This is a genomic window from Pseudonocardia sp. N23 (genome assembly GCF_002583555.1).
GTDB lineage: Bacteria > Actinomycetota > Actinomycetes > Mycobacteriales > Pseudonocardiaceae > Pseudonocardia.
The window spans coordinates 79,664-99,500 of sequence record NZ_BEGX01000001.1 but is presented as its reverse complement, the minus strand read 5'-3'; the positions used below and the strand labels follow the sequence as shown (position 1 = coordinate 99,500).

19 protein-coding genes and 1 pseudogene are annotated in these 19,837 nt (G+C 73.8%); 10 read left to right on the top strand and 10 right to left on the bottom strand.

Annotated features, from left to right (window positions below; all coding sequences use genetic code 11):
• Positions 1-2: 2 nt before the first annotated feature.
• On the bottom strand, positions 3-992 hold the full coding sequence (locus TOK_RS00480; protein ID WP_098955737.1) for a zinc-binding alcohol dehydrogenase: 990 nt from the start codon (positions 990-992) through the stop codon (positions 3-5).
• Positions 993-1,124: 132 nt separating this feature from the next.
• On the opposite strand from TOK_RS00480, the gene TOK_RS00475 reads away from it, so the two are divergent.
• On the top strand, positions 1,125-1,874 hold the full coding sequence (locus TOK_RS00475; RefSeq protein WP_098955736.1) for a CDP-alcohol phosphatidyltransferase family protein: 750 nt from the start codon (positions 1,125-1,127) through the stop codon (positions 1,872-1,874).
• Here TOK_RS00475 and TOK_RS00470 read toward each other — a convergent pair.
• On the bottom strand, positions 1,765-2,448 hold the full coding sequence (locus tag TOK_RS00470; RefSeq protein ID WP_098955735.1) for a dihydrofolate reductase family protein: 684 nt from the start codon (positions 2,446-2,448) through the stop codon (positions 1,765-1,767). The genes TOK_RS00475 and TOK_RS00470 overlap by 110 nt on opposite strands.
• Before the next feature lie 92 nt (positions 2,449-2,540).
• A complete protein-coding gene (locus TOK_RS00465; protein WP_098955807.1) occupies positions 2,541-3,248 on the bottom strand; it encodes a maleylpyruvate isomerase family mycothiol-dependent enzyme in 708 nt (235 codons plus the stop codon).
• Positions 3,249-3,435: 187 nt separating this feature from the next.
• Between TOK_RS00465 and TOK_RS00460 the strand changes: the two genes are divergently transcribed.
• Entirely contained in the window at positions 3,436-4,152 is a 717-nt protein-coding gene (locus TOK_RS00460) for an alpha/beta fold hydrolase (protein ID WP_098955734.1), read from the top strand.
• Between the two features lie 200 nt (positions 4,153-4,352).
• Here the strand turns inward: TOK_RS00460 and TOK_RS00455 are convergent, their stop codons facing one another.
• From TOK_RS00455 to TOK_RS00445, 3 genes are all read right to left on the bottom strand, one after another.
• Entirely contained in the window at positions 4,353-4,709 is a 357-nt protein-coding gene (locus tag TOK_RS00455) for a histone-like nucleoid-structuring protein Lsr2 (RefSeq protein ID WP_098955733.1), read from the bottom strand.
• 3 nt (positions 4,710-4,712) lie between these two features.
• Positions 4,713-5,402, bottom strand: coding sequence for a hypothetical protein (locus TOK_RS33155; protein WP_216361798.1), 690 nt, complete (start codon positions 5,400-5,402; stop codon positions 4,713-4,715).
• Between the two features lie 298 nt (positions 5,403-5,700).
• Positions 5,701-7,272 (bottom strand): alpha/beta hydrolase, encoded by a 1,572-nt coding sequence (locus TOK_RS00445; protein WP_098955806.1) that lies wholly within the window; start codon positions 7,270-7,272, stop codon positions 5,701-5,703.
• Between the two features lie 326 nt (positions 7,273-7,598).
• Between TOK_RS00445 and TOK_RS00440 the strand changes: the two genes are divergently transcribed.
• Positions 7,599-10,373: an FAD-binding and (Fe-S)-binding domain-containing protein gene (locus TOK_RS00440; RefSeq protein WP_098955732.1), complete on the top strand. Its 2,775-nt coding sequence runs from the start codon at positions 7,599-7,601 to the stop codon at positions 10,371-10,373.
• Between the two features lie 109 nt (positions 10,374-10,482).
• On the opposite strand, the gene TOK_RS00435 is transcribed toward TOK_RS00440, so the two are convergent.
• The gene (locus TOK_RS00435) at positions 10,483-11,478 is read right to left on the bottom strand and encodes an alpha-ketoacid dehydrogenase subunit beta (RefSeq protein ID WP_098955731.1); all 996 of its coding nucleotides are present in this window, start codon (positions 11,476-11,478) and stop codon (positions 10,483-10,485) included.
• Entirely contained in the window at positions 11,475-12,404 is a 930-nt protein-coding gene (locus TOK_RS00430; RefSeq protein WP_098955730.1) for a thiamine pyrophosphate-dependent dehydrogenase E1 component subunit alpha, read from the bottom strand. Before TOK_RS00430 ends, TOK_RS00435 begins: the two co-directional genes overlap by 4 nt.
• 160 nt (positions 12,405-12,564) lie before the next feature.
• On the opposite strand from TOK_RS00430, the gene TOK_RS00425 reads away from it, so the two are divergent.
• Both TOK_RS00425 and TOK_RS00420 read left to right on the top strand, forming a co-directional pair.
• Positions 12,565-14,190 carry an AMP-binding protein gene (locus TOK_RS00425; protein ID WP_098955729.1) on the top strand — a complete coding sequence of 542 codons (1,626 nt, stop codon included), beginning with the start codon at positions 12,565-12,567 and terminating at the stop codon, positions 14,188-14,190.
• Positions 14,191-14,240: 50 nt separating this feature from the next.
• The gene (locus TOK_RS00420) at positions 14,241-14,966 is read left to right on the top strand and encodes a hypothetical protein (RefSeq protein ID WP_098955728.1); all 726 of its coding nucleotides are present in this window, start codon (positions 14,241-14,243) and stop codon (positions 14,964-14,966) included.
• Between the two features lie 112 nt (positions 14,967-15,078).
• Here TOK_RS00420 and TOK_RS00415 read toward each other — a convergent pair whose 3' ends face one another.
• Positions 15,079-15,531 carry an Lrp/AsnC family transcriptional regulator gene (locus TOK_RS00415; protein ID WP_098955727.1) on the bottom strand — a complete coding sequence of 151 codons (453 nt, stop codon included), beginning with the start codon at positions 15,529-15,531 and terminating at the stop codon, positions 15,079-15,081.
• A gap of 111 nt (positions 15,532-15,642) precedes the next feature.
• Here TOK_RS00415 and TOK_RS00410 point away from each other — a divergent pair, with 111 nt between their 5' ends.
• The 4 genes and pseudogenes from TOK_RS00410 (at position 15,643) to TOK_RS00390 (ending at position 18,491) form a co-directional block, all read left to right on the top strand.
• Complete coding sequence (locus TOK_RS00410; RefSeq protein ID WP_098955726.1) at positions 15,643-16,275, top strand: LysE family translocator; 633 nt, start codon at positions 15,643-15,645, stop codon at positions 16,273-16,275.
• A 355-nt stretch (positions 16,276-16,630) separates the two neighbouring features.
• A pseudogene (locus TOK_RS33690) lies at positions 16,631-17,047 on the top strand (transposase); the annotation flags it as partial.
• Positions 17,048-17,133: 86 nt separating this feature from the next.
• Positions 17,134-17,394 (top strand): hypothetical protein, encoded by a 261-nt coding sequence (locus tag TOK_RS00395; protein WP_098955725.1) that lies wholly within the window; start codon positions 17,134-17,136, stop codon positions 17,392-17,394.
• 107 nt (positions 17,395-17,501) lie between these two features.
• Entirely contained in the window at positions 17,502-18,491 is a 990-nt protein-coding gene (locus tag TOK_RS00390) for a GlxA family transcriptional regulator (RefSeq protein WP_098955724.1), read from the top strand.
• A gap of 10 nt (positions 18,492-18,501) precedes the next feature.
• Here TOK_RS00390 and TOK_RS00385 read toward each other — a convergent pair whose 3' ends face one another.
• Positions 18,502-19,125: a DJ-1/PfpI family protein gene (locus TOK_RS00385; RefSeq protein WP_098955723.1), complete on the bottom strand. Its 624-nt coding sequence runs from the start codon at positions 19,123-19,125 to the stop codon at positions 18,502-18,504.
• Positions 19,126-19,450: 325 nt separating this feature from the next.
• On the opposite strand from TOK_RS00385, the gene TOK_RS00380 reads away from it, so the two are divergent.
• The gene (locus tag TOK_RS00380; protein ID WP_098955722.1) at positions 19,451-19,819 is read left to right on the top strand and encodes a hypothetical protein; all 369 of its coding nucleotides are present in this window, start codon (positions 19,451-19,453) and stop codon (positions 19,817-19,819) included.
• Positions 19,820-19,837 lie beyond the last annotated feature (18 nt).

Below are 19,837 nucleotides of genomic sequence, written 5' to 3'. Positions count from 1 at the left end.
CGTCAGCTCCTTCCCCCGTACCCGACACGGTGCAGGAGCCCGGGTGGTTCACCGGTGAGGACCCGCGGGAGTGTGACGGGAAGCTCGTCGAACGTTCCCGTACTGGTCACGAGGGCGTCGAACCGGTCGTCGGCGAGCAGCCGGAACGCGACGGCCAGCCGCCCCGCGAACCCCTTCCGGGCCCGGCGCGGCGACACGGTGCCGACCTGGCTGCTGCGGATCGTCAGCCGCCGCGGATGGAAGCCCTCGCCCAGCGGCAGGGTGACGGGCCGGTCGCCGTACCAGCTGAGGTCGACGACCTCGCCCTCGTCGGCGAGCAGCTCCAGCGACCGCGACAGCCCCTCGCTCGTCGCGCTGGTGTGCAGGACGAGGTCGCAGTCGCCGTCGGCGTCATCGGGGGTGGCGAAGCCGACACCCAGCGCGTCGGCGACGGCCGACCGGGACCGCAGCGGGTCGACCAGCTGCACCCGCGCACCGGGCAGGCCCGCCAGCACCGCCGCGACCACGCACCCGACCATCCCACCGCCGACGACCGCGATCCGGTCCCCCACCAGCGGCGCGGCATCCCAGAGCGCGTTGACCGCGGTCTCGACCGTCCCGGCCAGCACCGCCCGTTCCGGCGGCACGTCCGGCGGGACGACCGTCACCGCCGACGCGGGGACGACGTAGCGCGTCTGGTGCGGGTAGAGGCAGAAGACGGTGCGCCCCAGGAGGTCCGCAGGTCCGTCCTCGACCACGCCGACGTTGAGGTAGCCGTACTTGACCGGCCCGGGGAAGTCGCCCTCCTGGAACGGCGCCCGCATCGTCTCCCGCTGGCCCGGCGGCACCCCGCCGCGGAACACCAGTGCCTCGGTCCCGCGGCTGACACCGGAGTACGAGGTGCGGACCAGCACCTCGCCCGGCCCCGGTGCCGCCGGCGGGACGTCCCGGATCTCCGGCTCCCCCGGGGCGCGCAGCCAGAGCGCTCGTGCGGCGGGCGCGTGGTCGGGCATGGCCCCAGTCCACCAGGAGCGGGTGAACGCCGCGCAGCAGGCCGGTCACGAACTCCCCGCAACCTCACGGCGGGGCTGAACCGGCGGGCGGGTTCGTCCGTCGGGGAACATGACCGCAACGGACAGGGAGCCATGATCGCGACGACGGTGCTCGGCGGGGAGCTCGCGCTGCTCGGTGTGCTCGCCGCGACGACAGGCCTCGGCCCCGCTGGGTGGGCGGTCGGCGTGGCGCATGCCGTCGTGCTCACGGTGCTGCTCGCGCGCCGCACCGTCGAGGTCGGGCCCCGGCCTGCCGACCGGGTCACGGCGATCCGTGCGGTGCTGGGCGGTGGGGTGACGGCACTGGTCGCCGACGGCGTCGCCGGGAACCTGGCGCCCGTCGCCCTGCTGGTGGCGCCGGCGTCGGTGGCCCTGGCCCTCGACGCCGTCGACGGGCGGGTCGCCCGGCGGACCGGGACGGCGTCGGTGTTCGGGGCCCGGTTCGACATGGAGACCGACGCGTGGCTGATCGCCGTGCTGTCGGTGCACGTCGCGACCCTGTCCGGGGCGTGGGTGCTCGCGATCGGCGCGATGCGCTACGCGTTCGTCGGGGTCACCGCCCTGGTCCCGTGGATGCGTGGCACCGTCCCGCCCACGGTGGGCGCCAAGGTCGTCGCCGCGGCCCAGGGGGTCGTGCTCGTCGTCGCGTCGTCGACGCTGCTCCCCGGCGCGGTCGCGACCGGACTCGTCGCCGCCGCGCTCGCGGCCCTGGCATGGTCGTTCGGGCGCGACGTCAGGCACCTGGACAGGGCACGTACCGCAGCAGCACCACATCGCCGATGGGGCGGGTCTCCACCAGCCGCATCCGGTTCCCCGGGCCCTGGGGGAACGCGGCGGCGTTGACGAACCGCGGCGCGCCCGGCTGCCCGACGAGGAAGGGCGCGAACACGACGTGCAGCTCGTCGACCAGGCCCGACGCCAGGAACAGGGTGTGCACCTGGGACCCGCCCTCGACCATCAGCCGGCGGACGCCGCGGCGGCGCAGGTCGGCGAGCAGGGTCGCGACGTCGAGCGGGTCCCCCGCGCCGACGACGGTCGCGCCCGCCCGGAGCCGGTCGCGCACCTCCGCGGCCGCGGACGTCGGCGCGTAGACGATCCGCTCCCCCTCCCCGGCGGTGAGGAACCTCGACTCGGGGGCGATCTTGCCGGTGCCGGTCAACGTCACCTTCACCGGCGACGGCGGCCTGCCGAGCGCGACCCGCGCGGCGCGGCGGGCGCCGGAACGGACGAGCAGCCGCGGGTCGTCGCACCGGATCGTGTTGGCGCCCACAAGGATCGCGTCGACCGAGGCGCGGACCTCGTCGACCCGGTCGAGGTCGGCCTCGTTGGACAGGATCAGCCGCTCGCGGCCGACGTCGTCGATGCAGCCGTCGAGGGACACCGCCACCGACAGCAGCACGTGCGGACGTCCCGTCATCGGCTCAGGAGAGCACAGGAACCGGTCGAAACCCACCTCTCCCCGACGCGCCGCGGGCCCGTCCGGTTCACCGGAGCTGCGGGCGGGGCCGGTCAGAGCCAGCGCGGCAGCGCGGGTGTCCCGTCGAGTGCGGACCGCCCGGTGAGCCACCCCGCGATCGCCGCGGCGGGGGCGTCGATCGTCGGGGCGGCGCCGGCCGCGGGGCCCAGCGTCCAGGTGCCGGAGCGGTCCGTGGGTGCGAGCACCGCTGACGGGCAGCCGTCCTTGCCCGAGAGGACCCCGGCGACGTCGGCGATCAGCAGGTCGACGACGCCGGCGGGGATGTCGTCGACGGACGCGCCCGCGTCGAGGTCGACCGCGTGCAGCCAGACCTCCCGGTTGCGCATCCAGGGAACCTCGGCGGCCGGGATGTCGCGCCCCTGCGCGCTGCGGACCTGCGCCGTCCACGCCCCGGCGGCACCGACCGCGCCGAGTGCCACGTCGAGCGCCGTGGCCGTCGCCGTCACGTCGGCGCGCAGTCGCGCGGGCGGGTGGCCGGCGGAGGCCTCGATGTCGTCGTTGCGCTGGTCGGGACCGGAGTACATCGGGGTCTCGACGCCCGTCCGCGCCCACGTCGCGAGCCGGGTGAGGGCCTCGGCGTTGCGCGCCATGTGCCCGACGAGGTGGGCACGGGTCCAGCCCGGGAGCGCGCACGGCTCGGCCAGGGCGGCATCGGGGACGGCGGCGAGGAGGGCACCGAAGCGGGCCTCTCCGTCGCGCATCCACCTCAGCGTGGCGGCGACGTCGTGGCGGTCGGTCATGCGGGGCTCCCAGTCGTTCGGCGCACGTTGCCCGCCCATCGCATCACGGATCCCGTCAACGGTCATCGTCGTCGTGGGCGCGCCGCCCCGATCCGTGCCACATCGTTGACGGCCGCCACGCAGAGCCAGCACGATGACGCGGCCGCCACGCCGGCGGTCGGATCGTTCGACGCCCACGGAGGCAACGATGTCGGAGACGTTCGTGCTGATCACCGGGGCCTGGCACGGTGGCTGGGCCTGGCGACCGGTGGCCGAGCACCTGCGCTCCGCCGGCCACCGCGTGTTCACCCCGACCCTGCCGGGCCTCCACGACGGCGACGACCCGACCGCGTACCAGCTCTCCGACGTCGCGGACGCGATCGTCGCACTGGTCGAGGAGCAGGACCTGAACGACGTCACGCTCGTCGCGCACAGCTGGGGTGGCTACCCGATGACGGCTGCGGCGCCGCGGCTGGCTGGGCGGCTGCGCAAGGTCGTGTACTGGAGCGCGTTCGTCCCGGCCGCCGGCCGCACCCTCTACGACGAGGTGCCGCCCGCCTACCAGGAGCTGTTCGACGGCCTGTCCGGCGCGTCGGGGAACAACTCCGTCGCGATGCCGCTGGAGGTGTGGCAGTCCGCCTTCATGAACGACGCATCGGAGGACGTGCAGCGCACCGTCCACGCACTGATGGTCCCGCACCCGATGCAGTACTTCACGACGACCGTCGAACCCCTCGACGCCGCCGCGCTGGGGGTGCCGGTGTCCTATGTGCTCAGCGTCGGCGACATCGCACTGCCGCCGGGCGAGTACGGCTGGGACCGGTTCGCCGAGCGCCTCGGCGTCACCCCGATCGAGGCGCCGGGCAGCCACGAGGCGTGCTTCACCGAGCCGGCCGGGCTCGCGGCGGCACTGCTCGAGGCATGATCGTCAGAGCCCGACCCCGACCATGAGCAGCCCGTGACCGCGTTCGGTGTTCGTGCACACCTCGGCGGACCCGTGCCGGGCGGGCTCACCGGACCGGCGGCCGCGCTCGGCCCGCGGCCGACGAGTGCGGCGTCGACCTCCGGCTCCCGCCGCTGTGGACGCGGGAGCCGGTGGTCGGGCCCGGTGGATGACCGCGCGGGTCACTCCTCCGGGGTGGACGCCCCGCTGTCCTCGCGCCACTGGTCGACGAGGGTTCGCTTGAAACGGTTGTTCGCCGGGACCTCGATACCGTTCGCCTCCGCCCAGTCGCGCAGCCGGGCGCGCTCCTCGACGGTCAGCCCCGTGCTCGTGTGGACGGCGCGGCGGCCGCCGTAGCCCGGGACCGACGCCTCGATGGTCCCCGCCTCGAGGTAGGGACCGAGCAGGTCGAGCAGCTTGCGGTACTCGGGTCCCGCGAGATCGATGCGGACGTGCATCTGGTCGATGTTGAGCTCGTGGGTCTCCACTTCGTCCTCGGTACCGCTGATGTCGCAGTATCGGATCTCCCGGATGCCCATGGATCAGCCGGTTCCCTTCGCGCTGCGGACGCGGGTCGACCTCGGCTTGGCGGCCGCCTTCGCAGCGGGCTTGGCAGCGGTCTTCGCAGCAGCGGGCTTCGCAGCAGCGGGCTTCGCGGTGGCGGGCTTCGCGGTGGCGGGCTCGGCAACGGGCTTCGCCGCGGCCTTCTCCGCCGCCGCCTTGTCGGCCGCCGCCTTCTCGGCCGCGGCCTCGGCCGCCGCCTTGGTGGCCGCCTTGCGCAGCGCGGTGACCGACTGTCCGGCCAGCGCCTTCGAGGCCACCGAGTCGCCGATCTGGCGCGGCGTCATGTGCCCACGGCCGCTCGGCGCGAGGTACACCTCGCCGTCGTTGCCGGTGCGGTACTCGAGGTTCGATGCAACCCGGCGGAACCGGGTGCGGCTGCCCGCGCGGACGCCTTCCCACTTCTCGACCTTGACCGCCAGGAGGCAGCAGGTGCAGACCAGCCGGCGCAGGAGCATTCCCTCGCGGTCCACACCGTGGAAGTGGATCCCCGCCTGCCTGATCGTCGGGAACAGGTGGCGCCCGCGCTCGCGGCACGCCAGCACCTCGTCCGAGACCCCGTCGACGTAGAGGTCGACGTCCTCGTCGGACGCGCGGACCCGTCCGGTTTCCTGCTGTGCCTCACCCTGGATCGACAGGGCGGTGGACGATCCGGTCGCGTCGTCGGCCACTGGTGTCCTCCTCCGATGTGTGTGCCGGGAATGGTCCTGGCGACCACCCCTCCGTGTCGCACAGCAGATCACACCACGACCCGCCGCATCCGCCCACCCGACGCATCTCACGTCCGGACCACCGGTTGAGCCCGAGATCGGATCGGCGCGGACCGGACGATCCGGGACCGGCTGGGCGCGACCGACCCGAACCATGCCATCCCGACGAGCGACACACCGAGCCGCAACGCCGGGGAGGACGACGCGCGTCGTCCCCGGCCCGGACGGTACTGCCCCGGGCCGGAGACGACGGCGGGACTCAGCTGGTGGCAGCCGTGCAGCGGACGTCGGCCGCCGGCAGCGTCAGGTTCACCAGGTAGAGGCCCACGATCCCGTCGACGCACGCGTTGCCCTGCAGCGCGACGGTGTGCTGGGTGCCCTCGAACGTCAGCAGCCGGGCGTCCAGCGCCTTCGCCAGGGTGACGCCCGCCTGGTAGGGCGTGGACGGGTCACCGGTGGTGGAGACGACGAGCGTCCGCGGCAAGCCGTCGACCTCCGGCAGGTGCGGGGTCGTCGGCGCCACCGGCAGGTAGGAGCACGTGCTGTGGACGGCGGTCACCTCGATGCCGGAGTCCTGGAACGGCGCCACCTCGTTGGCCCGGCGCGCGGTCTCGGCGTTGGCCTGCGGGTCGTCGGTGCTGCCCCCGTCGGCGCAGTTGACCACCATGAGCGCCTCCTGGGAGTTGCCGTAGGCGCCGGCCGTGGTGCGCGCGAAGTAGGCGTCGGCCAGTCCCATCAGGGTCGTTCCGTCGCCGGCCTTCAGCTCGGTGAGCCCGGTCGAGAGCACCGGCCACGACGCCGGGTTGTAGAGCGCGGCGATGACCGCGGTGACGGCGTCGCTGAAGGACAGGGTCCGGCTGCTGTCACGCACCGGCGCCGGGTGTTCCATCAGCGGCCGGGCCAGCGCCTGGAACGCGGCCGTCGCGGCGGCCGGGTCGTTGCCGAGCGGGCAGCCGGCCTTGGTCGCGCAGTCCGCGGCGTAGGCCTCGAACGCCTTCTGGAAGCCCTCCATCTGGGCCACGGCACTGTCCGCCGACGACTGGGTCGGGTCGATCGCGCCGTCGAGGACCATCGCGCGGACGTTGCGCGGGAACAGTTCCGCGTAGGTCGAGCCGATCCGGGTGCCGTAGGAGTAGCCGAGGAAGGTCAGCTTCTGCTCGCCGAGGGCGGCGCGCAGCACGTCCATGTCGCGGGCGACGTCGCGGGTGCCGGAGTGGGCGATGACGTCGGCACCGCCGGAACGTTCGACGCACTGCGCGGCGACGCGCCGGTTCTCCTCCTCGATGTGGGCCACGCCTGCCGGTGAGGTGTCGATGTCGGAGTCGGCGCGCTGCTCGTCGATCTCGCGGTCGCTGACGCAGTCGATCGCCGGCGTGCTCGCGCCGACGCCGCGCGGGTCGAACCCGACGACGTCGAACGGTCCGTCGGCCTGCGCGGCACCGAACTGGGCGGCCAGCGAGATCCCCGACCCGCCGGGCCCGCCCGGGTTCACGACGAGTGAGCCGACCTTCTCGGCGGCGGTGGTGCGGTGACGCAGTACCGCGATCTCCGCGACGCGACCGTCGGGCGCCGAGTAGTCGAGCGGAACGGTCATGGTCGCGCAGTCGAGGCCGGGCGCCGCGAACGCGGTGCGCTGGGCGTCGTCACCGGCGAACGGCGTGCACGGCCCCCAGTCGAACTGCTGGGTGTAGTAGCGGTCGAGGCCCGTCGGGCCGGTGCCGGACGTCGCGGCCATGGCGACCCCGGCCACCGGGACCGTGCACGACGCGAGCACGACACTCGCCGCAGCTGCCAGTACGGCCAGAGCCGTCCGGCGTGGTGACACCTTCATGCTGGTCATTCCTCCCCCGTCGGCCGCTTCGGCGACGGCTCCCGCCGGTGGGCGGGCCGGCGAGCGGCGCACCGTACCGAGGATGGGCAGGACGTCGGCCCCGCACGAGGGAGGACGCACCCGGACCGGCGGGGTCAACCCGACCGGTCGGGGTAGGGCTCACCCCGCGGTGGCCTGCGCGAGCGGCCCGTCGACGGCATCGCCGTCGTGGTGCTGCTGTGGCGGCCGGTTCGCGCCACGTGAGCGCGCCGGGCGGTGCGCGCCTAGGGTTGTGACCGGCGCGCACCACCCGTCCCCGCCGCCGTCCCGCCACCGGAGGTCATCAGATGTCGACGACCTCCGACGACGTGGTCGAGGCCCTGCGCCGCACCGGCGTCCCCACCGCCGCCGACGCCGGCACCCGCGCCTGGTACTCCTCCGACGCCTCGCTCTACCGGATCCCGCCGCTCGCGGCCGTCCACCCACGCGACGACGCCGACGTCGAGGCCGTCCTCGCCGTATGTCGCGCCTCCGCCACCCCGCTGACCGCGCGCGGCGCGGGGACGTCCGTGGCGGGCAACGCGATAGGGCCCGGCGTCGTCGTCGACTTCTCCCGGCACATGAACCGCGTCCTGGCCCTCGACGCCGACGCCCGCACCGCGACCGTCCAGCCCGGCACCGTGCACGCCACCCTGCAACGGGCCGCGACCGCCGCCGGGCTGCGGTTCGGGCCCGATCCGTCGACGCACACCCGCTGCACGATCGGCGGGATGATCGGCAACAACGCCTGCGGCGCGCGCAGCCTCGCCTACGGCCGCACCTCGGACAACGTCGTCGGTCTCGACGCGCTCACCGCCGACGGCACCCGGTTCCGCACCGGGCCCGGCGCCTCGGGCACCGACGCGCTCACTGCCCGCCTGCACGCCGTCATGGCCGACCATCTCGCAGTGGCGCGCACCGAGTTCGGCCGGTTCGGACGCCAGGTCTCGGGTTACGCCGTCCAGCACCTCCTCCCGGAGCGGTTCGACCTCACCCAGGCCCTCGTCGGCTCCGAGGGCACACTCGCCGTCGTCACCGGGGCGACGGTGCGGCTCGTCGCCGACCGGGCGCACCGGGTACTCGTCGTCCTCGGGTTCGACGACATCGTCGCCGCCGGCACCGCCGGGCCGGCCGTCGTCGCCCACGGGCCGAGCTCGTGCGAGGGCCTGGACTCGCGGATCGTCGCCGTCGTCCGCGAACATCAAGGCCCACAACGGGTTCCCGACCTACCGCGGGGCGGGGCGTGGCTGTTCGTCGAGTTCGCGGGCGACGACCGCGCCGAGGTCCTCGACCGGGCCGCCGCGCTCGGCGCCGCCGGCCTCGGCCTCGACGCGCGGGTCGTCGAGGACACGACCGTCGCCGCCCGGCTGTGGCGCATCCGCGAGGACGGCGCGGGCCTGGCCGGCGTCGCGCCGTCGGGTCGGCCCGGCTGGGCCGGGTGGGAGGACGCCGCCGTCCCGCCCGCGTCGCTCGGCGCCTATCTGGGCAGGTTCGACGAGCTGGTCGCGTCGCATGGTCTGACCTGCGCTCCGTACGGCCACTTCGGCGAGGGTTGCGTGCACGTACGGCTCGACTTCCCGTTCGACCGTCCCGGCGGGACCGACCGGTTCCGGGCGTTCCTCTCCGACGCCGCTGAGCTCGTCGCCGCCCACGGCGGGACCCTGTCGGGCGAGCACGGCGACGGTCGCGCCCGCAGCGCGCTGCTGCCCGCGATGTACACGGCCTCGGCGCTGACGCTGTTTGCGCAGGTCAAGGCGGCGTTCGACCCCGAAGGGCTGCTCAACCCCGGCGTCCTCGTCGACCCCGACCCCGTCGACGCCGCCGTCCGCGTCGCCGGGACCTTCCCCGTCGCCCGGCCCGGCGGCTTCGCCCTGCCGCACGACAACGGCGACCTCGCCTCCGCCGTGCACCGCTGCACGGGCGTCGGGAAGTGCCGCGCCGACAACGCCCCGACCGGCGGCGTCATGTGCCCGTCCTACCTGGCCACCCGCGACGAGCGCGACTCCACCCGCGGCCGCGCCCGGGTCCTGCAGGAACTCGTCCGGGGCGAGCGGACCGACTGGCGCGCGCCGGAGGTGCACGACGCGCTCGACCTGTGCCTGTCCTGCAAGGGCTGCACGTCCGAGTGCCCGACCGGCATCGACATGCCGACCTACAAGGCCGAGGTCCTCCACCACGCCTACCGCCGGCGGCTGCGCCCGCTCACGCACTACACGCTCGGCCGGCTGCCCCGCTGGGCCCGGCTCGCGGGCCGGGTCGCGGGGCCGGCCAACCGGCTCGCGGGCACCGGACTCGCCGCGCGCCTCGCCGGCGTGGACCCGCGCCGGTCGGTGCCCCCGTTCGCGTCGACACCGTTCCGCCGCAGGTCACGGCCCGCCCCGACCGGTGGCGCACCTGCAGTGCTCTTCGTCGACAGCTTCACCGACGCCTTCGCCCCCGCAGTCGCCGAGTCCGCCGTCGCGGTGCTCGCCCGCGCCGGGGTCGAGGCCCGGCCCACCGGCGCCGGCGTCTGCTGCGGCCTCACCTGGATCACCACGGGCCAGCTCGACGCCGCCCGCCGCATCCTCGGCCGCACCGTCACCACGCTGCGCCGCGCCGTCGACGACGGCCTCCCGATCATCGGCCTCGAACCGTCCTGTACCGCCGTCCTGCGCCGCGACGCCGTCGACCTCCTCGACACCGACGACGCCCACACCGTCGCCGCGCACACCGTCACCCTCGCCGAGTTCCTCGCCGGCCGTCCGGACTGGGCCCCACCCGACCTGAGCGGCACCGAGATCGTCGCGCAGCCCCACTGCCACCACCGGGCGATCATGGGCTGGTCGGCCGACCAGGCGCTGCTGGAACGGGCCGGCGCGACCGTGCACACCGTCGCCGGGTGCTGCGGGCTGGCCGGGGACTTCGGGATGACGCCCGGGCACTACGACGTCTCCGTCGCCGTCGCGGAGCAGAACCTCCTGCCCGCCGTCGACGAGCACCCCGGCGCGGTCGTCCTGGCCGACGGCTTCTCCTGCCGCACCCAGCTCGACGACCTCCGCGGCCGCTCGTCGCTGCACCTGGCCCAGCTCCTCGACCGCCCGTGAGTGGCGTCGTCGGCGTTGACGGCCATCGGGCGGGTCCGGCTGCCGTCGGTGACGTCCCACGGATGGACGGTGTCGACGACCGCGGTCCGCCCGGTCAGCTCCCGGTCGGTCACCGGCCCGTCACCCGCGTGACGGCCGCGAGGATGTCGTCCACCCCGGGCACCCGGGCCTCGATCAGGTCCTGCGGCGTCGGGACGTTGACGAAGTCGGCGCACAGCCGGACCGGAGCGGCGCGGAGCCGGTCGAAGCACTCCTCGGCAGCCAGCGCGCACACCTCGGCGGCGAGGCTGAACGGCGCCGACGCCTCCTGGACGACGACGAGCCTGCCGGTACGCGACACCGACTCCACGATCGCGGTCCGGTCGAGCGGCGCGATCGTCCGCGGGTCGATCACCTCGACGGAGACGCCGCCGGCAGCGGCCCGCTCGGCGGCCTCGAGCGATCGGTCGACCATCCGGCCGGTGGCGACGACCGTGACGTCGTCACCGCTGCGGCGCGTCTCGGCGACGCCGAGCGGGACGAGGAAGTCCTCGTCGACGGGGGTGTCGCGGCGCGCGGTGAGCAGGCCGAACGTCTCGATCACGAGCGTGGGGTCGTCGCTGCGGATCGCGCTCTTGAGCAGCCCCTTGGCGTCGCGCGCGTTCGACGGCATCACGACGGTCAGCCCGGGGACCGCGGCGAACCAGGCCTCGAAGCTCTGGCAGTGCTGCGCCCCGTAGGAGCCGCCGGAGCCGCTCATCGTGCGGATCGTCAGCGGCAGCGAACGGCCGGTGAAGTACCGGTACTTCGCAGCCTGGTTGACGATCTGGTCCATCGCCAGCATGCAGAAGTCGAAGAACATCAGCTCGACGACCGGCCGCAGCCCGACCGCGGCCGCGCCGATCCCGAGCCCGGCGATGGTGGACTCGCTGATCGGGGTGTCGCGCACCCTGTTCGGCCCGAACGTCGCACGCAGGTTGCGGGTCACGCCGTAGGGCCCGCCCGGTCCGCCCACGTCCTCGCCGACGAGCACGACCCGCTCGTCCCGATCCATCTCCTGGTGCAGCGCCTGGTTGACGCCCTGCCAGTACTTCAGGGAGCGGACACCGTCCACCGTGGTCGTCATCCGAGCTCCTCGGGGTCTGCGGTCGGGGCGGCGAGGGCGCGGTCGACGGCGGTGGCGAGCAGCTCCTCGATCTCGTCGTCGACCGCGGCGGCCTCGGTCCCGGTGAGGGCGGCGCGAGCACGGGCGACGGCGTCGCGGTCACGCCAGGCCTGCGCCTCGGCCTCGTCGCGGTACGTCGCGGGGTCGCCGACGTAGTGGCCGGACAACCGGTAGGTCATGACCTCGACGAGCGTCGGCCCGTCGCCCGCCCGGGCCCGCGCCACCGCGTCGTGGGTCGCGTCGGCGACGGCGTGCACGTCGCTCCCGTCGACCCGCACCCCGGGGAAGCCGTAGGCCTCGGCGCGCTGCCACACCTCCCCAGCGACGTGCGTGGACGAGGGGGTGAGCTCGGCGAACCGGTTGTTCTCGCACACGAACACGATGGGCAGCGCCCACAGCGCCGCGATGTTGAGGGCCTCGCCGAAATTGCCGGTGGCGGTGGCGCCCTCGCCGAAGAAGCAGACGGCGACGTCGTCGCGGCCCTGCACCTGCAGCCCGAACGCGGCGCCCGTGGCGATCGGCAGCCCGCCCCCGACGATGCCGTTGGTGCCCAGCAGACCGACGTCCGGATCGGCGATGTGCATCGACCCGTTGCGACCGCCCGAGTAACCGGTCCGCCGGCCCAGCAGCTCGGCCATCATGCGGTCGACGTCGGCACCCTTGGCGAGGCAGTGGTGGTGCCCGCGGTGGGTCGAGGTGATGACGTCGGTGCGGCGCAGCGCGGCGCAGACCCCGACGGCGGTGGCCTCCTGGCCGAGCGCGAGGTGCAGCGGGCCGGGGACGCGCCCCTCCCGGTACTGCTCGGCCACGACCTCCTCGAAGCGCCGGCACAGCAGGAGCTGCCGGTAGAGGTCCGCGGGCGGTGGGGTCCGGTCGTCGTCGGGCATCGTCGCTCTCTCGCTGCGGTCCTCGGTGGGCGGACAAGGGCTGCGGACCGGGGTCGTGGACGGCGGTCCTCGCACCGTCGCGCGAGCCCGACCGACCAGTCGGTCGGAAGTACGCTAGCGTGAACCGACTTCCGACGGCAACGGCGACAGGAGCCAGCCCGTGACCGCCGCGCAGGCCCCCGACCCGGCCGGTGTCCCGCTCGTCGAACGCACCGTGCCGCGGATGCTCGCGCGGTCCGCGGCGCTCGACCCGGACCGACCGTTCGTCGTCACCCGGGAACGGACCTGGTCCCACACCGACGCGCACCGGATCGTCGCCACCCTCGCCGCCGCGTTCACCGACCGCGGCATCGGGCAGGGCTCGCGCGTCGCCGTCATGATGCCGACGTCGCCGCGGCACGTCTGGCTCCTGCTGGCCCTCGCCCATCTCCGGGCCGTGCCGGTCGCGCTGAACCCCGACGCCTCGGGCGAGGTGCTGCGCTACTTCGTCGCCGACTCCGAGTGCGTCCTCGGCGTGGTCGACCAGGAGCGCGCGGCCGCCTTCGCCACCGCCGCGGGGCCCGACGGCCCACCCGCGATCGTGCTGCCCCCGGGCGCCGACGACCTCGGCGAACTCGGCTCCGCCGGACCCGGGCCGCTCGACCCCGGCGCGGCGTCGTTCTCCGACACGTTCGTCGTGCTCTACACCTCCGGCAGCACCGGGATGCCCAAGGCCACCGCCGTGACGCACGCCCAGGTGATCACCTGCGGCGCCGTCTTCACCGACCGCCTCGGCCTCGGCCCCGCCGACCGTCTCTACACGTGCCTGCCGCTCTTCCACATCAACGCGACGGCCTACTCGCTGTCCGGGGCGCTGGTCAGCGGGGCGTCGCTCGCCCTCGGCCCGCACTTCTCCGCGACGACGTTCTGGGACGACGTCGCCGACCTCGGCGCCACCGAGGTCAACGCGATGGGCAGCATGGTCCGCATCCTGCAGTCCCGGCCGCCGCGGCCCGCCGAGCGCGCGCACCGCGTGCGCACCATGTTCGTCGCGCCGCTGCCGCCCGACGCCGTCGAGCTCTCCGAGCGGTTCGGCCTCGACTTCGCCACCTGCTACGCCCAGACCGAGTGGCTCCCGTCGTCGATGACCCGGCCCGGCGAGGGCTACGGCCGCCCCGGCGCCACCGGCCCCGTCCTCCCCTGGACGGAGGTGCGGATCGTCGGCGACGACGACCGGCCCCTGCCCGCCGGGCAGACCGGCGAGATCATCCTGCGTCCCCGCGACCCCTACACCACGTTCCAGGGCTACCTCGGCAAGCCGCAGGAGACCGTCGACGCCTGGCGCAACCTGTGGTTCCACACCGGCGACCTCGGTGACATCGGCCCCGACGGCTGGCTCCACTACCGGGGCCGGCGCAAGGACGTCATCCGCCGCCGCGGCGAGAACATCCCTGCGACGGTCGTCGAGGACCTGCTGGCCGGTCACCCCGACATCGCCGAGGTCGCCGCCGTGTCGGTCCCGGCGCACATCTCCGAGGAGGAGATCTTCGCCTTCGTGGTGCCCGGAGCCGGTGCCGCGCTGACGACCGCCGACGTCGAGGCCCACGCCCACGCCGTCCTCCCCCGCTACATGGTCCCGTCGTACCTGGCGCTGGTCCCCGACCTGCCCCGCACCGCGACGAACAAGATCGCGAAGGTCGAGCTCACCGAGCGTGCCCGCGCCGCCGTCGAGGGCACCGGCGACCCCGCCGACGCCCCCACCCGCACCTCCGCAGCCGACCGCGTCGTCGTGCCGGCGGCGGAGTGACCGGCCACGCTCCGCGCCGGGCCGACGCCCCGGGCGACTAGCGTCGACACATGACCGAGGCGAGCGATGTCTGGCCCGAACCCGTCGACGGCGCGCCGCTCACCGCACGTGCCGCCGCCGAGCTCGCGTTCGCGGCCGCGGCGCGTGAGGTCTCCGACGTCGCCCGCTCGCTGCTCCCGACCGGGTCCGTCCGCACCTCCTACGCCGGCACGCTCGTGGCCGACGCCCGTCGGCTCCACGCGCTCGCCGGCCGCGCGCTCGCCGCGGCGGTCGTCGTCGAACGTGCCGACGGGACCCCTTGGCCGGACGTCGCCGAGGCGACCGGCGAGGACCCCGACGGGGTCCGGGCCCACTGGGAGCCCCTCGTGGTGCGGTGGGACGCCGCGATGGAGCAGGCCGCCGTCCCCCACGCCCCGGACGACCCCGACGACCCACCCGCACCCGTCGAGGCGGCGGTCGCCGAGCTCGACGGCTGGGTCGTCCGCCACCGGGAGGACGACGACCCCGGGTCCGGCGACCACCCGGTCTCCGACGCCCTCGGACGGATGGACCCGCACCACGAGCTCCTGCACCTCGCGGCGGTCCGCCGACGGCTCGCCGCCCTGCACGACGGGTCGTCCCCGCCCGCGCAGCTCCTTCGCCTCGTCGAACGCGAGGCGCTGCTCGAGGAGCATCTCTCGACCGTGACGGACGCGGCCGACCGGGCCGACCACGAGCAGTCGGCGACGAGGGCCCGCACCGTCGCCGCCCACCTGCGCACCCGCACCGAGGACTGATCCGCCGCACCCGGAGGCCCGGCCGGCGTACCGCCTGCTCCCGGACGACGGTCAGCGGCGCGGGCGAGCATCGACCGCGACGTCCTCGCGTGCGTGTGGTGGCGGTAGGCCCTCACAGGGGCAACGGCCGGTTCTCCACGACACTCTTCATGACGAGGGTGGAGGCGAGACGCAGCACTCCGGGCAGGGCCGAGAGCTGCTCGTCGTAGAGCTCCTGAAATGCGGGGAGGTCGCGCGCCACCACGCGCATCACGTAGTCGGGGTCACCGAAGAGCCGCTGCGCCTGGATGACGTTGGGGACCTCCACGACGGCGTCCTCGAACCCCCGGACCGTGTCCCGGTCGGAGCCACGCAGGGTCACGAAGACGACGGCGTCGAAGCCCAGCCCCAGCGACGGCGCGTCGAGCTGGGCCCGGTACCCACTGATCGCCCCGGACGCCTCCAGGGCGCGCAGCCGGCGATGGCAGGGCGAGACGCTGAGCCGGACCCGCTCGGCCAGCTCGGTGACCGTCAGCCGTCCGTCGTTCTGCAGCTCGGCAAGAATCTTTCGGTCCACGGCGTCCACGCGACAGATTCTTCCCCAGAACAGGGCTGCACCGGGCAGGATTCGGGAACACCTTCCGTGGCTTCCGCCCTAACGTTCCTCGCGAGCATCACGACCTGGCGAGGAGGAGAGATGGCCGTCGGCACCGTCGTCGCGTTCTGGGCGGTCTCGTTGCTGTTCGTGCTGGTCCCCGGGGCGGACTGGGCATACGTGATCGCCGCGGGCCTGCGGCACCGCAGCGTCTTCCCGGCGATCGGCGGCCTGCTGGCCGGGCACGTGCTGGCCACCTGCGCGGTCGCCGCGGGCGTCGCCGCGCTGCTCTCCCGGACCCCGGCCGTCATGGCTGCCATGACCGTCGCGGGTGCGGTCTACCTCGTCTGGCTGGGCGCGGTCACGCTCGTGCACTCATCGGCCGCGCAGCTCGCGACCCCCGAGGGTGAGCCGGTGCCGGGGTCGTGGCTGCGCCAGGCGGGAACGGGTCTGAGTGTCAGTGGCCTGAACCCGAAGGTCCTGCTGCTCGTCCTCGCCCTGCTCCCCCAGTTCACCGACCCGGCCGGGTCCTGGCCCGTCGGCGCGCAGATCCTGTTCCTCGGCGTCGTCCACGTCGCCAACTGCGCGCTGGTCTACACGGGCGTCGGGACCGGGGCGCGGGCCGTCCTGCGCGCCCGCCCCGCCGCAGCGCGGATCGTCACCCGGGTCTCGGGCGTGGTGATGGCCGGGCTCGGCGTGGTGCTGGTCGTGGAGCAGGTCCTGCAGCGCGTCTGAGCCCGCACACCGCGGTCGGCGCGGCGAGCACCGCGGCGCAGTACCCCTTCACCGAACGCGCCGCGCAGGCCGCCGCCCGCGCGACATCGCCGAGCCGGCCGACGTCGTGTCGCCCTGCCGGCCCATCCCCGGCTGCGCCGCCAGCAGGTTCGTCGGGGACACACCCGGACGGGCCAGGTTGCTGCTGATGCCCAGCCGGCCGCCGTGCTGCGGGCGTCGAGGAGGTCCGGCAGGATGGGCACTGTGAGTGATGACATCGGAGCTGGTGAGTCCACGCAAGCGTGACCAGGAGCCGGCGCAGCGGTCGCCGCACCATCGCCGCCGCGGCGGCGATGGTGGCCGAGGCCAAGGCCCGGGGCTGGCGCTGACCGGCCCGGACAGGCTGTTGTAACTGTTCACTAAGAACGTGTTGGAAACCGCGCTGCACGAGGAGATGACCGAGCACCTCGGGCGCGTCAAGAACCAGGCCGATCCGGGCCGGGAATCGTCGAATGTGCGGAACGGCACCCGGGCGGAGACGGTGATCCCGGACGCCGTCGGTGAGGTCTCGGTCGAGGTGCCGCGGGACCGGGAGAGCACGTTCGAACCGCAGATCGTGCGCCAGCGGCAGCGGCGCCTGTCGGGCGTGGACGAGATCGTGCTGTCGTTGTATGCGAAGGGGATGACCGCCGGGGAGATCTAGGCGCATTTCGCCGACATTTGCGGGGCGTCGGTGTCGAAGGAGACGATCTCGCGGATCACCGACCAGGTGGTGCGCGAGATGACCGACTGGGCCGCGCTCAAGTGTCTGTACCGGGAGCCGAGACCTACTGATCAACAACGCCGGAAACACCGACCACGGTATGGACCCCGGTCGCGATGCCGGCCAACCGGGACCCCATCGAGGGACGGGAGGCCATCTGCGGGTTCCTGTCGGCGCTGCGCGAGGAGCACGGCCTGCGCTTCGAGCTGGGCCTGATCGAGACCGTCGCGGGTACGGACAGCGCCCACCTCATCGGCACGTACGTCGCGACGGCGGGGGACGGGACGCGTGCGGAGGGTGTCACCCACGAGGCCTGGACGCTCCAGGCGGACGGAACATGGTGGTGCAGCGTCGACATGTGGCACGACCGAGCCTGAGACGGCCGACGGCGTCCCCCGGCCTCCGGGAGGGCCCGGGGAGGTCGCGGGACACCGACCGACGGCCCGTCGTTGCCCACACCGCCCACTGAGCGGAGACTGCTGCCATGCGCTCGCGGACAGTGGTGATCTTCCTGTTCGACGGGGCGCAGCCACTCGACTTCGTCGGCCCGTACGACGCGTTCACCGGCGTCGCCCGCTACCACCCGTCCACGGAGGGACCGCCCTACCTCGTGCACACCGCGTCGGTCGGCGGGCACCCGGTCCGGCTCGCGGGCGGGCTCACGGTCACCCCTGATCTGGACATCGACGACGTCAGCCGGCCGGACATCCTCCTCGTCCCCGGCGGACCGGGCGCCGAGGTCCCGAACCCCGCGGTCGCCTCGCGGCTGCGCACACTGGGCCCGGACGCGGAGTGTCTGGCGTCGGTCTGCACCGGCTCGCTCCTCCTCGCCGAGGCCGGCCTGCTGGACGGTCGACGGGCCACCACCCACTGGTCGTTCTGTGGCCGGTTCGCGCGGGACTACCCCAAGGTCCAGGTGCAGCGTTATCCGATCTTCGTCGAGGACGACGGGATCTTCACCTCCGCCGGGGTTACCGCGGGGATCGACCTGGCGCTCGCGCTGATCGAGCGGGACTACGGCCGTGAGCTGGCGCTGCGCGTCGCCCGGCTCCTCGTGGTCTTCGTCCGCCGCCCGGGCCACCAGGCACAGGTCAGCACCCAGCTGGCGGTCCAGTCGACCCGCCAGACCCGGCTGGGCGACATCCGGGCGTGGATCGCCGACCACCTCGACGAGGACCTGTCCGTCCCCGCGCTCGCCGAGCGGGCCAAGATGTCCCCGCGGCATTTCGCCCGGCAGTTCCACACCGAGACCGGCACCTCACCGGGCAAGTACGTGGAGCAGGCCAGGGTGGAGACCGCCCAGCGGATGCTGACCGACACCGTCGACAACGTCGACCGGATCGCCCGCCTCTGCGGCTGGGGCACCTCCGAGGCGATGCGCCGGGCGTTCCTCCGCGTCCTGGACGAGTCGCCGGGCAGCTACCGCGCCCGGCACGCCGCTTCGACGCAGCCCTCGCTCAGGTCCCCGGCCTGACGACGAGGTACTACGTCAGTGCCGCGCGGGCGCTCTCGACCACCGACGCAGGGGCCACCTCGATCGAACCGGCCTGGTACGGCGGCTCGGGGGCGTACTCGATGATGAGCTGGACCATCTGCGCGGTCTCGTCGCCGGCGATCCTGCCCGCAAGGGTGAGGGACATGTCGATTCCTGCCGAGACCCCGGCGCCGCTGACGTAGTGGCCGTCGAACACGACGCGTTCGTGCGCAGGGATCGCGCCGAACCGCTCCAGCTCGTCCATCGCCGACCAGTGGGTCGTCGCCCTCCGGCCCTCGAGCAGTCCGGCCGCCGCCAGGATGGGCGCGCCCGTGCACACGGACGTGGTCCAGGTACTGGTGCGGTCGACGGCCCGCAGCCACTCGTGCAGCTTCCCGTCACCCAGCTGGCCGGCGAACCCCGGACCACCGCCGATCAGGACGATGTCCGGGTTCGTCACCTCGTCCAACGTGGCTCCGGGGCTGACCGAGAGGCTGTGCTGGTCGTTGCGCACGAGGCCGGGGTTCTCCGCCACGAACACGACCTCGGCACCGGGCAGGCGACCCAGGACCTCGTACGGTCCGATGACGTCCAGCGCGGTGAAGTCGGGGTAGAGAACGATGGCGATCTGCACAGGGTGGCTCCCTCGAGGCGATGGGTCCGAGCTCCACCAGGCTGGCATTCCGCGCCTCTGACCCCCAATGACAAGGTTCGCACCTTTTCGGCCACCGGCCCGCGCAACCTACGTCGTGTCCGAGATGGACAGAGGTACGGGACGGACCCGACCACGCACGACGCGGCTGCACGGCCGAACAGGCAGGGCCTCCACGAGGAGGCTGTGATGGTGGCGGTGCCGGCGGCCTGGACGAGCGAGTTCCGACCGAGAACGGTGGCGACCCCCATATCGGGACACTGCGCGGGACTTGCCCCCGTCGCAGCGAGGGCCCCATCCTGAGCGAGTGAGCGAGAAGCCTTTCTCCCTGGACCTCGACGACTCCGGACTGGCCCATGCCCTGCCGCGGCCACCTCATGGCTACGACGCGATCCAGGATGTGCCGTATCGACCGGTCGGTTTCCGCGACGACGAGCTGCCCTCGGCGTTGGAACGTTCCGCCCGTTGGCTTCGCGACGTGCAGAACTGGCTCGGCGAACCGGTGGATGTCATCGGAGTCCACCTCGACTACGACGACAGCCCCGACGGCATCTACTACGAAGTGAAACTGCTGTGCAACGACGAGGATCTCGCCGGGGTACCGCTCGCGTTACGCGCTCGACAAGGCAAGGAGCAACCGGGCACCGGAAACGGAACTCCGTCTGCCGCCGGCTGATCGGCCTCTGCCCACCAG